Source organism: Aeromonas sp. 1HA1 (genome assembly GCF_029237385.1).
In the GTDB taxonomy this organism is placed as follows: Bacteria; Pseudomonadota; Gammaproteobacteria; order Enterobacterales; family Aeromonadaceae; genus Aeromonas; species Aeromonas popoffii.
Map to the genome: position 1 here is coordinate 1 of NZ_JAACGC010000056.1, position 13,197 is coordinate 13,197.

General features: G+C 58.9%; 10 protein-coding genes and 6 tRNA genes. 4 read left to right on the forward strand and 12 right to left on the reverse strand.

The features are described 5' to 3' along the window. The 4 genes from GWQ22_RS15905 to GWQ22_RS15920 form a co-directional block, all read left to right on the forward strand. On the forward strand, nucleotides 1-506 hold a 506-nt coding region (locus GWQ22_RS15905; RefSeq protein ID WP_275930906.1), incomplete at its 5' end, for a hypothetical protein. Further along, the gene (locus GWQ22_RS15910; protein WP_275930907.1) at nucleotides 503-2,116 is read left to right on the forward strand and encodes a hypothetical protein; all 1,614 of its coding nucleotides are present in this window, start codon (nucleotides 503-505) and stop codon (nucleotides 2,114-2,116) included. The genes GWQ22_RS15905 and GWQ22_RS15910, both read left to right, overlap by 4 nt. Before the next feature lie 10 nt (nucleotides 2,117-2,126). Further along, complete coding sequence (locus tag GWQ22_RS15915) at nucleotides 2,127-2,825, forward strand: phage virion morphogenesis protein (protein ID WP_212514485.1); 699 nt, start codon at nucleotides 2,127-2,129, stop codon at nucleotides 2,823-2,825. Nucleotides 2,826-3,360: 535 nt separating this feature from the next. Next, nucleotides 3,361-4,434, forward strand: coding sequence for a hypothetical protein (locus tag GWQ22_RS15920; protein ID WP_275930908.1), 1,074 nt, complete (start codon nucleotides 3,361-3,363; stop codon nucleotides 4,432-4,434). A 681-nt stretch (nucleotides 4,435-5,115) separates the two neighbouring features. Here the strand turns inward: GWQ22_RS15920 and GWQ22_RS15925 are convergent. The 12 genes from GWQ22_RS15925 to pncC all read right to left on the reverse strand — a co-directional run bounded on the left by GWQ22_RS15925 (nucleotide 5,116) and on the right by pncC (nucleotide 12,858). After that, nucleotides 5,116-5,192: transfer RNA gene (locus GWQ22_RS15925), tRNA-Arg, on the reverse strand. A gap of 26 nt (nucleotides 5,193-5,218) precedes the next feature. Then, a tRNA-Arg gene (locus GWQ22_RS15930) sits at nucleotides 5,219-5,295 on the reverse strand. A 27-nt stretch (nucleotides 5,296-5,322) separates the two neighbouring features. After that, nucleotides 5,323-5,399 (reverse strand) — tRNA-Arg (locus GWQ22_RS15935). Nucleotides 5,400-5,425: 26 nt separating this feature from the next. Beyond that, nucleotides 5,426-5,502, reverse strand: a tRNA-Arg gene (locus GWQ22_RS15940). 100 nt (nucleotides 5,503-5,602) lie between these two features. Continuing rightward, a tRNA-Arg gene (locus tag GWQ22_RS15945) sits at nucleotides 5,603-5,679 on the reverse strand. 3 nt (nucleotides 5,680-5,682) lie between these two features. After that, nucleotides 5,683-5,775, reverse strand: a tRNA-Ser gene (locus GWQ22_RS15950). A gap of 211 nt (nucleotides 5,776-5,986) precedes the next feature. Beyond that, a complete protein-coding gene (gene csrA / locus GWQ22_RS15955) occupies nucleotides 5,987-6,175 on the reverse strand; it encodes a carbon storage regulator CsrA (protein ID WP_026456466.1) in 189 nt (62 codons plus the stop codon). A gap of 93 nt (nucleotides 6,176-6,268) precedes the next feature. Continuing rightward, the gene (locus GWQ22_RS15960; RefSeq protein WP_275930909.1) at nucleotides 6,269-7,516 is read right to left on the reverse strand and encodes an aspartate kinase; all 1,248 of its coding nucleotides are present in this window, start codon (nucleotides 7,514-7,516) and stop codon (nucleotides 6,269-6,271) included. Nucleotides 7,517-7,532: 16 nt separating this feature from the next. Further along, nucleotides 7,533-10,157 carry an alanine--tRNA ligase gene (gene alaS, locus GWQ22_RS15965; protein WP_275930910.1) on the reverse strand — a complete coding sequence of 875 codons (2,625 nt, stop codon included), beginning with the start codon at nucleotides 10,155-10,157 and terminating at the stop codon, nucleotides 7,533-7,535. 528 nt (nucleotides 10,158-10,685) lie between these two features. Continuing rightward, nucleotides 10,686-11,189 carry a regulatory protein RecX gene (locus tag GWQ22_RS15970; protein WP_275930911.1) on the reverse strand — a complete coding sequence of 168 codons (504 nt, stop codon included), beginning with the start codon at nucleotides 11,187-11,189 and terminating at the stop codon, nucleotides 10,686-10,688. A gap of 35 nt (nucleotides 11,190-11,224) precedes the next feature. Next, nucleotides 11,225-12,286, reverse strand: coding sequence for a recombinase RecA (gene recA, locus GWQ22_RS15975; RefSeq protein WP_212512737.1), 1,062 nt, complete (start codon nucleotides 12,284-12,286; stop codon nucleotides 11,225-11,227). A gap of 80 nt (nucleotides 12,287-12,366) precedes the next feature. After that, nucleotides 12,367-12,858 (reverse strand): nicotinamide-nucleotide amidase, encoded by a 492-nt coding sequence (gene pncC, locus GWQ22_RS15980; RefSeq protein WP_275930912.1) that lies wholly within the window; start codon nucleotides 12,856-12,858, stop codon nucleotides 12,367-12,369. Nucleotides 12,859-13,197: the final 339 nt, after the last annotated feature.

Below are 13,197 nucleotides of genomic sequence, written 5' to 3' on the forward strand. Positions count from 1 at the left end.
TGAAGTCGATGCGGGTCTCCGCATCGATGCAGTTTCAGGACAAGGACCAGAGCGGCCAGACCAGCTCGACCAGCAGCGCCGAACAGGGCGCCAAGGCCAAGGAGCTCGACATCTCCGGCCTTATCCCGTTCAAGGAGGAGCGCATGCTGAGCCGGCTGTTTGAGCTGGCCGATGCCAAGGGCGATGGCGGCAAGCGCCACGTCTACCGGGTCGGGTCGCTGCTGGCCAAGTCGGTGAAGGTACGCCAGGCCAAGTTTGCCGGGCGCATCAGCGCCAGCGAACAAGAGGGGCTGCTGGCCTGGCAGGTGCAGTTCACCTTGAAGGAATTCAACTCGGTACCGGAGAAGCGTGAAGCCCGCCTACCAGGTAACCCCGCCAATATCGGTAAAGGATCGCCAGGTACCGCCGCCGCAGGCGGCAATGGTCAATCGGGGGATGAGCCGCTTTCCACAGGAGAGGCTTTCTTTAAGAAACTGGACAACAAACTGGGAGATATCCTGGCATGAAGCTGACCACCCGCTTGACCATCAATGGTCAGCCTGCCCATCTGGTTGAGCACGACATCATGCTGGATCTGAATGCCGGCGGTCGGGCGGCCCTGACGGCGCAGGCCCAAGTGCAAAAAGGCCACCCCGTCACCATCGATGTCGGTTACAACGGCGAGCTGCGCCGCTGGTTCACCGGTTATGTGTACGACGTTCAACCTGCCGCCACGGGGGCCGTGCAACTGCTCTGCCGGGAGCTGGCGGGCATCCTGGCCGGCCGGCTACCTGTCAGCATGCAGCACGCCACCCTGCGCAACCTGCTGGCCTGGCTCACCACCCAGACCAGTCTGGTCTTCATGCTGCCCGAAGCGGCCGACTATGCCGATCGCCCCATTCCTAACTTCACCAGCGCCGGCACCGGCTATCAGCTGCTCGATAACGCCGGCCGCGCCTTCGAGGTGCCGGACTTTGTCTGGTATCAGCAACCCGATGGCGCCATCTTTGTAGGCAGCCACACCGATTCCCGCTGGTATGGCAGGGAGGTGGAAATCGACCCGGCTTGGACCGCGCGCCAGGCGGGTAATCTCATCACCCTGCCCCCCGTGCCCGCCATGCGCCCTGGTGCGACGGTCAACGGCAAGCGAGTGACCCGGGTACGGCTCAAGGGGGACGAAATGACCCTGACCACGGTCACCCCGGGCAAGGCCACCAAGTCGGTGGAGCGGCGCAAGATGGAGGGCGAGTTTCCGGAGCTGGCCGACCAGATGCACCTGCCCAAGTTCGGGCGGGTCGAGGCCATCAGCGACCAGGCCAGCGCCGGCCAGCTCAATGACCCGTTTCGCCCCCGCTATGCGGTGGACGTGCAACTGCTGGGCGAAGATGGCCAGCCGGACAAGGCCGCCCCGCTTTATCGAGCGGTACCACTGCCGGTGCAGTTCGGCGGGCCGGAACAGGGCCTGCTGCAGTTCCCCCTCGAGGGGACCCTGGTTGAGTTGGGGTTTGCCTTTGGGCGGGCTGACCGGCCCTTTATCCGCACCGTGCTCGGCAGTGGCTGGGCCCTGCCGGACATCGCCCCGGGCGAGCAACTGCAGCAACAACGAGCCGAGGTGTTCAGCCGCACCGATACCGTGGGCAATCTGAGCCGCCACACCGACCGGCACCTACATGACCGCGCCCTGCAGATGCACCACCAGAGTGACGACTACCTGGGGGAACATGGCCAGCATCAGCTGCAGGTGGCGCAGCACAGTATCGAGGAGGTGGGCGGGCTCAAGCTCATCGAGGCGCTTGGGGCCATCGAGCTGCTGGCCGGTGATGATCTCACCCTGGGGTGTCTGGGCAACATGAGCCAGACCACGGCGGGGGATCTGGTCGAGGTGGTGGGCCAGCTGCGCCGGGCCGTTGCCGGCGAACTGCAACACCTGGAGGCGCCCCGTTCGTGGATGGGGACCGAGGGCGTGAACATCTTCCGGCTGCTGCTCCAGCTGATGAACGTGGTGGAGCAGCTGGCCACCGCCACCGCCAGCCATACCCACGGCAGCGGGCCAGCTCCCGGGAACAGCGGGGCCATGACGGGACATGGCCAACAAGCCAAGCAGTTGGCCGGCCAGCTCTCCCCCATCATCGAATAGAGGCATGTAGATGATTTCACTCACCATCAATCAGGGCACCATGCTCAGCCTGCTGGAGCGTCTGGATGCGGCCTCTCTGCCGCCAGCCAAGCGCCGGCGTATCACCCAGCAGATAGGCCGGGAAGTGGTCAAGGTGAACCGCCAACGCATCCGGGCAGGTAAAGCCCCTGACGGTTCAACGTGGGCACGCACAATAAGCAAGCGCAAGCACAAGCGGCTCACCGGCCTGTCCAAACGCCTGCGCGCTCGTGGTACCGAGGACGCTGCCACCATCGATTTTGATTCCCGCTTTGCGGGGATGATAGCCAACCAGCAACACCAGGGGATGTCACAGCAGTTCAGCGCCGCGCCCCCCACACCCGCGAAACCAAGAGCCTCAGACAGGGGCAAGAAGAAGGAGCCATTCAAACCAACGGATAGCCCCTGTACCCGCAGCCAGGCGACACGCCTGCGTGCACTGGGGTACAAAGTCTTGTCAGAACGCGGCAAGCGCCGCCGCTACCGCAAGCCCTCACTCAAGTGGATACAGGCGCATCTCAGCGTCCAACGCGCCGCCATCATCATTCGGACGACCACCGGCGAGACCAGGAAGAACAGATGGACAGTAGAGACCCCGGCACGCCCCATGCTGCCCGAGGCAAACAGCGATGAACTGCTGGCCATCGCCGCCAAGGCATTCAAGAAAATGGGATGGGGTGGCGACCGGTAGCGCCCAGCCAGAAACCCATTCACCACAGCGACGCACATGCGTCGCTTTTTTGTGGCCAGCCCCTGGCCCCGTAGCCCAGGCGCGGCAACGGAAACGCGCCGCTCACGGAATCCGCACTCCTCCCCCCCCACCTTCGGGCTAAAAATGTGGCGTTTTTTGCACAAATAAAATGGTGCAAATCTATCGTCTAACCCGCGCCGTGGCTAGGTTCTTGGGGGGAATTCAGAATTTCACAAAACGTCATTTGATGATCGTTGGGGGGAGGTTTGATCACACCAATCCGCCAGCGCGAAAAGCGTAAGTCATTGAGGATAAAAAGATAGCAGTTACTTTCCGTGAGGATCTGAGTCGGCGAGGTGGATCTGGTGCGACCACAAGGGAAAAGCGGTTAAGCCTTATGCGGCAAGGCTTGGCGGGCAATTTTGACAAAGATCCAAAACTTCACGAGTGAAGCGGTCAGGATCTCAAATGCTGATGCATGGGAGCCCGATACAAAGACGAAACCCCAGCAATGACTGGGGTTTCTGCTGCGGGAATGACCAAGACAATGGCCAGGGAATGGCGCCGCATCAACAGGTGTCACCAAGCAGCGTGGCATCATACCCGTGCCATCACATCCCCTGCAATCGGCCTCCTTGAGTTTTATTCTCATCCGAACCTGTGGCAGACTGCCCGCTCACAAAGTGGGCAGGAGAAGCAAATGACTATGTGCCAGTGTCCGGCATGTCGCAGCCGGATCAGCAAGTGGACAACCACACCACCAGGTTGGACGGATACCAACGCCGGTAACTTGCAGCTCCGCGCGCTCCCTGAGCATCTGCTAAATCAGCAAACCCAGGTCGAAGGAGCGGCTCTTGGCCAACAGTGTAAGGCCGAGACGAACATAGTAGCCGACGGGGTTTTTCTCTGGGTAGAAACAGACTCTACCGGTCACGCCTTCATATCTATTCATTCGCAAGGAAAACCCACAGTTTTCACCTACGGCCGCTACGGTGATATGCCGCCTGGCAACCCTTTAGTTGGCGAAGGGATACTATTGCGAATGTCCGATAGCCCAGCGGCTCGCGGATATTTGCTTGAACAACTCTATAAAACCCAGGCCAGTGTTTTCAAAATTCTAGATGCCGATCAGACCGTCATGGACGGTTACCTTTCTGCGTTGTTTCTGAGCAGTGACCATGGCACCAATTACCCCGATGCAGGAGAAAGAACCAAACTATTCGGCCGGGTAATCGATCAATACGATCTGACGGGGAACAACTGCACTACTCATTCTGTCAGGGCTATTCGAGCGGGAGGGTCACAGATTTTTGATCGCACCATCATTGGGTTCACATACTCTGAGGATTTCACAATTCCAGGTTCTCTGCGTCGATATATGCAGCTTGTCAGTACTGATGCGGCCGACCTCCGAGCTGTTGATGTCACCAGCCAAATGAAAAGCTGGTTTCAGAATACGGGCGACATCGCGCCAGGACAGCAGAGCCCGGAAGATCGCTCAATGGGAAGTGCGGCAGACACTGCCGGGTATGCTGGCAGCTCAACGGGGTATGCAGGAGGAACAGTCGGTGGCTTATTAGGAGGGACATATGAACCGAACGATCGTTAGACGGGCTGTTATTACCTGCTCACTAGCCGGGGTTTATCTGGCTTTTGCCTACGCTTATATTTGCGGTGGGCTAACTCTCACCTATAGCCTTTCACTCCCAAATGCAGACCTGACACCTGCGGAATTTCGTCATGTCCGTTATCTGTTCTCCTTGGGATGGGTCCCGTTCATCGCCTTCAATATATTCCTTGTTGTGCTGTACCTGACTAACCGTTTCTTGGGTTCGTCCCCAAAAGAGGCCGGAAAAGAACCATAGAAAAACAGGGGCCAGCGGCCCTTGATTTCCAGGGTGGTCACTTTGTGGCAAAGTAAAAACAAAAACACAATAAAAACAAATACATAAAACAAATAAAAAGGATGCTGCGGCATCCTTTTTTATTACCCGTAAAACACCACAGCTGGCGGTACAAGAGGTTGGCTGTTACCCCCTGAGCGATGGCATGGCACGCTATCCCCCGTTGCAACAACAGACATACAGCGCGCAGGCAGAGGCGGTAAAAGAGACAGGGTATAACCCCGATCAGAAGAGCGGCACCAAATAACGGGAAGCGAAGCAGAAGAGATGGCAAGAGCAGATCGACAGGACAGTGAACGACCCGTCACCACGGAAGCAGATCCGCACCGCAGAGGTGAATTTCGCACATAAAAAAACAGCCCCGACCTGAGTCGAGGCTGTCTGTATGGTGCGCCCGGGAGGATTCGAACCTCCGACCACCTGGTTCGTAGCCAGGTACTCTATCCAGCTGAGCTACGGGCGCTCATCAACTTTTGGTACTGCTCAAAATGGTGCGCCCGGGAGGATTCGAACCTCCGACCACCTGGTTCGTAGCCAGGTACTCTATCCAGCTGAGCTACGGGCGCTCACAAACTTTTGTGTACTGCTCAAAATGGTGCGCCCGGGAGGATTCGAACCTCCGACCACCTGGTTCGTAGCCAGGTACTCTATCCAGCTGAGCTACGGGCGCTCACAAACTTTTGGTACTGCTCAAAATGGTGCGCCCGGGAGGATTCGAACCTCCGACCACCTGGTTCGTAGCCAGGTACTCTATCCAGCTGAGCTACGGGCGCCCTGATTTTAAACGATAAAAAAAGCTTACTTATCAGTAAGCCTTTTCCAAAGTGTCGACTTGCTGATGGTCAACACATGACTCTTGCTTGAGTCGTAATATGGTGCGCCCGGGAGGATTCGAACCTCCGACCACCTGGTTCGTAGCCAGGTACTCTATCCAGCTGAGCTACGGGCGCAAATGGCGGAGAAGGGGGGATTCGAACCCCCGATGCGGGTATAAGCCGCATACTCCCTTAGCAGGGGAGCGCCTTCAGCCTCTCGGCCACCTCTCCGTTTGCGGGGCTGATAATACTTCACAGGGATTTTTAGTCAAACACTTTTTTGGAGAAAAAAGTGCGTTAGCTCAGCATTTGGTCAAAGCGTGGAATATTCAAACAATATCAGTACTTATGCCGCAGTTTAGTACCTTGAAAGCCAATTCCCGGGCCCGGAAAAACAAAAGGCGACACAGAGGTGTCGCCTTCAAGCAGCTATCGATGCGGCTTAGAAATTCGGTTGGCCCGGAACTTTCTCGGCCTGTATCCGCTGGTAGATCTCTTCGCGGTGCACGGAGACCTCTTTCGGTGCGTTCACACCGATACGAACCTGATTGCCTTTAACGCCCAGTACGGTGACAGTCACTTCATCACCAATCATCAGGGTTTCCCCTACACGACGAGTCAAAATAAGCATTCGCTTGCTCCTGTAGCCTGTTTTGTATTTATATCGATATACGACATTATCTTACAAAGATACCGATATGGTAAATGGTTGAAACTAAATCAATCAGGGATTGTTCCCCAAGGGCTGCTCATGAGGCTCATTATCCAGCCCGAAAGCAGCGTGCAACGCGCGCACCGCCAGCTCCAGGTACTTCTCGTCAATCACCACGGATATTTTGATTTCAGAGGTGGAAATCAACTGCATGTTGATCCCCTCCTCGCCCAATACCTTGAACATGGTGCGGGCGACGCCAGGATGATTCCACATGCCGACGCCGACGATGGACACCTTGGCTATCTCACCGTTGCCCTGCACGCAGGCGGCTCCCAGCTCGCTGGCAGTCTCCTCCAGCAGGGCGCGCGCCCGGCGATAGTCATCGCGATTGACCGTGAAGGTGAAATCGGCGGTGCCATCCCCCAGGGTGTTCTGCACTATCATGTCGACATCAATGTTGGCATCGCTGATCGGATTCAGGATCTGCGCCGCCACCGTTGGCCGGTCCGGCACCCCCAGAATGGTCAGGCTGGCCTCGTTGCGATTGAACGCAATCCCGGATACCAGGGGAGCTTCCATCCTCTCACCTCCATATGTGATTAAAGTTCCCTCTCCATCGACAAAGCTCGACAGCACCCGTAGTGGCACGCGGTACTTGCCTGCGAACTCCACCGAACGGATCTGCAGCACTTTGGCCCCCAGGCTCGCCATCTCCAGCATCTCCTCAAAGGTGATGGTGGAGAGACGACGGGCCTTGGGTTCGATGCGCGGATCCGTGGTATAGACCCCATCCACATCGGTAAAGACCTGGCATTCATCGGCCTTGATGGCTGCCGCTACCGCTACTGCTGTGGTATCCGAACCACCGCGTCCCAGCGTCGTGATGGCATTATGCGCATCACGGCCCTGGAATCCGGCGATCACCACTACCTTGCCCGCGCCCAGCTCAGCCTGAACCTGCTCGGTATCGATGTGGCTGATACGCGCCTTGCCATAGGCGGAGTCGGTATGAATACGGACCTGATCACCGGTCATTGAGACCGCGGAACAACCGCGTTTGTTCAACGCGATCGCCAACAGCGCTATGGTGACCTGCTCACCGGTGGAAACCAGCACATCCATCTCGCGCCGGTTGGCATCCGGATCCAGCTGCTGAGCCATGCCCAGCAACCGGTTGGTTTCGCCCGACATGGCGGAGACAACCACCACCACGTCGTGTCCCTGGGCGCGGGTCAGTTGAACCCGCTCAGCCACCGCCTCGATCCGCTCCAGCGTGCCGACCGAGGTGCCGCCGTACTTCTGTACATAGAGTGCCACAGATCACCTCGCCCGATTACAGGCGCTCTTCCAGCCAAGAGTGAACAGATTGCAGTGCCGCAGGCACAGCTTCCGGCTGGGTACCGCCCGCCTGCGCCATGTCGGGCCGACCACCGCCCTTGCCACCCACCTGCTGGGCCACCAGATTGACCAGCTCACCAGCCTTGACCTTGCCAGTCAAATCACTGGTCACGCCGGCGATCAAGTTGACCTTGTCATCGCTGCTGGTTGCCAGCAGCACGACACCGGATTTCATCTGATTCTTCAGCTCGTCCAGCATGCCACGCAGTGACTGGGGATCAGCCCCTTCCAGCGCTGCAATCAGCACCTTCCGGCCATTGATCTCGATCACCTGACTGAGCAGGTCGCTGCCAGCCTGAGCCGCCAGTTTGGCCTTGAGCTGTTCCAGCTCACGCTCCATCATCTTGGACTTGTCCAGCATCTGGCGCACTTTATCGGCGATGGAGAACTGATCCCCCTTCACCAGCGCCGCTGCCTCTTCGATCTGCTCACCCAGCTGGTGCATGAAATCGATGGCACCCTTGCCGGTCACGGCTTCGATACGACGCACGCCGGCGGCAATGCCGCTCTCGGCGATGATCTTGAAGAAGCCGATGTCACCGGTGCGCTTGGCGTGAGTGCCGCCGCACAGCTCGGTGGAGTAGTCGCCCATGCGCACCACGCGCACGTCGTCTTCATATTTTTCACCAAACAGCGCCATGGCACCGGCCGACTTGGCCGTTTCCAGATCCATCACCTGGGTGTTGACGTCATGGTTGGCACGGATCTGGGCGTTGACCAGCTCTTCGACCCGGCGAATGGTCGCCATGGTCAATCCTTCGAAGTGGGAGAAGTCAAAGCGCATGCGCTCGGCGCCCACCAGAGACCCCTTCTGAGTCACGTGATCCCCCAGCGCCTGACGCAGGGCTGCGTGCAGCAGGTGAGTCACCGAGTGATTCAGGGCCACGGCCTGACGGCGCTCGCCATCGACCACGGCTTCGATCTCGGCCCCCTTCTCCAGGGTGCCCAGCTCCAGATACCCCTTATGAATGACGGCCTTGCCCGCTTTCTGGGTATCAGTCACGGCGAAGATGCCGTCATCCACCTTGAGGATACCGCAGTCACCCACCTGACCGCCGGACTCGGCGTAGAAGGGGGTTTCGGCCAGCACTACCACGGCTTCTTCACCTGAGATGAGGCCGTTCACTTCGACGCCATCCTTGTAGATGCCAACGACGGTCGTCTTCTGACTCAGCTGTTTGTAACCGGTAAACGGGGTCTCGAAGTCGAGCTTGAGCACCTCGTTGTAGTTCACACCGAAGCTGGAGGCCTCTTTCGCGCGGGCGCGCTGCTTCTCCATCTCGGCATTGAAGCCCTCTTCGTCGATACCGATCTCGCGCTCGCGCACCACATCGGCGGTCAAGTCAGCCGGGAAGCCATAGGTGTCATACAGCTTGAACACCACCTCGCCCGGGATAATCTTGGCATCGCCCAGGTTGGTCAGCACGTCTTCCAGTAGCAACAAGCCACGATCCAGGGTGCGGACGAACTGCTCTTCCTCGATGCGCAGCACGCGCTCGACCAGCGGCAGCTGGGCGATCAGCTCGGCCGCCACGTCTTTCATCTGCACGGCCAGTTCGGCGGCCAGCTTGTAGAAGAAGACGTCGGTGGCACCCAGCTTGCGCCCGTGACGCACGGCGCGGCGGATGATGCGACGCAGCACATAACCACGGCCTTCGTTGGATGGCATGACACCGTCCGCCACCAGGAAGGCGCAGGAACGAATGTGATCGGCAATAACCCGCAGGGACTGGTTGTTCAAATCCGTGGTGCCGACTATCTCGGCCGCTTTCTTGATCAATCCCTGGAAGATGTCGATTTCATAGTTGGAGTGCACTCCCTGCATGATGGCGGAGATACGCTCCAGCCCCATGCCGGTATCCACGGACGGACGGGGCAGCGGTGCCATGGTGCCGTCGGCCTGACGGTTGAACTGCATGAAGACCACGTTCCAGATCTCGATGAAACGGTCGCCATCTTCTTCCGGTGAACCGGGAGGGCCACCCCAGAGGTGATCGCCGTGGTCATAGAAGATCTCGGTGCAGGGGCCGCACGGACCCGTATCACCCATCTGCCAGAAGTTATCGGAAGCAAACGGAGCACCCTTGTTGTCACCGATGCGCACTATGCGCTCGACCGGCACACCCATTTCATCTGCCCAGATGTCGAAGGCTTCATCATCCGTTTCATACACGGTTACCAGCAGGCGCTCTTTGGGCAGCTTGAGGGTCCCGGTCAGGAATTCCCAGGCAAACCGGATGGCGTCCTGCTTGAAGTAGTCACCGAAACTGAAGTTGCCCAACATCTCGAAGAAGGTGTGGTGACGAGCGGTATAGCCGACGTTTTCCAGGTCATTGTGCTTACCGCCAGCCCGCACGCAACGCTGGGCCGTGGTGGCGCGGTTATAGGCACGCTTGTCGGCGCCAAGGAATACATCCTTGAACTGGTTCATACCTGCGTTGGTGAACAACAGGGTCGGGTCGTTATGCGGCACCAGCGAGCTGGAGGAGACAACCTGGTGCCCCTGGGAGCGGAAATACTCGAGGAACGCTGAGCGTAACTCTGACGTGGACATATACATGGAAAATCCTGCTTGATTCGAATACGGACTTTTAACCGCATTAATGTAAGTTTTCTGCGGGGTAAAGTAAAACGTACCAGCCCGTGACGGGTGAAAAAGCGCGCATCACGCTGTGTTGGCAGAGCAGGGAGGCAACCCTGCCGTTTTTACCGGTGAGATGGGTCCGCAGCGGGAGAATTTTCAGGCTCGGATCCGAGGGGCTATCCCCTCGGCGTCAGGTCGGCCATTCGGCCAGCCATGGCTGAATCGCAAGCGGGTGACGCTATGCTGCGCAGTCTTGGCACTCATGACCTGCGCGGGCCAGGTGCCTGGCAAGGAGCCCGGTCAATGCAAGCACAGTGGAAGAAAGGATATACCCTGAGTCGTTCAAGAGACGCTCCGGGCCACGATGGCAAACCTCTCGACAGCCTGCGTGGTGAAGCCAGCCGCGATAGCCATGACAACGAGCCGCCCAGACACCCTCTTCAAGTCACTTTCTTCAAGTCACTTTCCTCACGACCCATTCAACCGTCAGTGGCAAACGCCACGCTAGGCACTCTGCTCCATCATGGCTGCGATGGCATAACGGGCCTGATCCTGGTTGAATCCGCGCCCTAGCAGATACTTGATCCACTTCATCCGCAGTTTGAAATCCCCCAGATCACTGGCCCTGGCCCGTCGTTGCAGCAACGCGAGTGCCAGCTCGAACCAGTCCAGCTCGGGTTGCTCGAAGGCGGCCTCTATCTGCGCATCACTCAGCCCCTTGCGGCGCAAATCGAAGCGGATCTTGATGGGCCCCTGCCCCTTGGTCGCACCGGCTCGTACTGCCATGGCGCCATAACGCTCGTCATCGACCCAGTGGTAGCCGCGACAATAGTCGAGCACAGCACTGATCACCTCATCATTGAAATCCTGCTTGCGCAGCCGGTTGGCCAGCTCCGACTCGGCGCTCTCGCGGCGAGCCAGACTGCGCATGGCGAAGGCTTTGGCTGAGGCAAACAGCTCTTCGAAGGAGAGTTCAGGGGGCTCGCTGGGAGTAGATATATCAGCCATAAATGACAAGGCCGGGGGTTAGCCCGGCCTTCCTGTTATTCGAACTCTTGTTCGCTTTCGGCTTCGAGCTCGTCAGCCTCCGCCACCACCGGCTTCTCGGCCGGCGCATCACCGGAGAGCAGCAGTTCACGCAGTCTGGCTTCTATCTCGGCCGCCATCGCCTTGTTCTCGGCAAACAGCTTCATCACGTTGGCCTTGCCCTGACCGATCTTCTCGCCGTTGTAGCTGTACCAGGCGCCGGCCTTATCGATCAGCTTGTGCTTGACGCCCAGATCCACCAGTTCGCCCTCTTTGGAGATACCAACACCGTAGAAGATCTGGAATTCAGCCTGCTTGAAGGGCGGGGCAACCTTGTTCTTGACCACCTTGACGCGGGTCTCGTTACCGACCACTTCGTCACCTTCCTTGATAGCACCGATGCGACGGATATCCAGACGCACGGAGGCGTAGAACTTGAGCGCGTTACCACCAGTCGTGGTTTCCGGGCTACCGAACATGACGCCGATCTTCATCCGGATCTGGTTGATGAAGATACAGAGGCAGTTGGCGTTTTTGATGTTGGCGGTCAGCTTGCGCAGCGCCTGGGACATCAGACGGGCCTGCAGGCCGACGTGGGAGTCGCCCATCTCCCCTTCGATTTCCGCTTTCGGCGTCAGGGCCGCCACCGAGTCGACGATGATGACGTCAACGGCGTTGGAGCGAACCAGCATGTCGCAGATTTCCAGCGCTTGTTCACCGGTATCCGGCTGGGAGATCAGCAGGTCGTCAACGTTGACGCCCAGCTTGGCCGCATAGATGGGGTCGAGGGCGTGTTCCGCATCGATAAAAGCACAAACCTTGCCTTTCTTCTGGGCTTCCGCAATCACCTGCAGGGTGAGGGTGGTTTTACCGGAAGATTCCGGGCCGTAGATCTCGACGATACGACCACACGGCAAGCCGCCAATGCCAAGCGCCACGTCCAAAGAGAGGGAACCGGTAGAGATGGCTTCGATATCCATGGTCTTGCTGTCGCCCAGACGCATGATGGAACCTTTGCCGAACTGCTTTTCAATCTGACCCAGCGCAGCCGCCAGTGCCTTCTGTTTGTTCTGATCCATGCCAATCTCCGCTGGAAATCGTGAGTAAGAAGTGAAGTTGGGCTAAGTATACTGTCTATTCATACAGTATCAAGCCCAATTTATCTGAGCAGGGCTAACAGACCGGCCAGGGCCTGCCTGACTGCCTGCTGGCGTACCTGTCGCCGGTTCCCGTCAAAACGGGCCAGCAGGGAGTGATGACGACCACTGCGATCCACCCAGGCGAACCAGACGGTGCCGATCGGCTTGTCTTCAGTGGCACCGCCGGGACCGGCGATGCCACTGATGGCCACACTGATGGCGGCCCGCGAGTTCTCCAGCGCGCCGCGAGCCATCTCCAGCACCACGGCCTCGCTCACTGCGCCCTGTTCCCGCAGACTCTGCTCGCTTACCCCCAGCATCTGCTGCTTGGCCTCGTTGGTATAGGTCACAAAACCGCGATCGAACCAACCGGAGCTGCCCGCGATATCCGTGATGGCCGTGGCCACCCCGCCACCGGTACAAGATTCGGCGGTGGCCGCCAGCCAGCCACGCTGGCTCAGGGCCAGGCCCAGCTCGGTGGCGAGGTGCTCTATCTCTGCATCCAGTGTCATCCCGGCTCCTTCTGGTTCGCTCAAAGGGTACATTATGCGATCCCGATCCTGTCGCCCGCAACCGCCGCAGGGCAGAACCCGACCGCCCCCGTCGCGGCACTGATGTGTGGTGCTGGGGCCCCTTCGTGCAGGCGCAGCCTGCCAAGGCTTGCCTGCGGGGCTTGGGCTATGCGGGCAGCACCATGGCAGCCATGCCTCCACTGCGGCGGCGCTTACGTGTAGAATGGCGCCATCAAGTTCAATGCTCATCACCGCAGACCCAGGCCCGAAGAGGCCCCTTCTGGAATAGAACATGACAGCACAACACCAAGCCAGCGGCGCCATTGGCTCCGCGCCCGG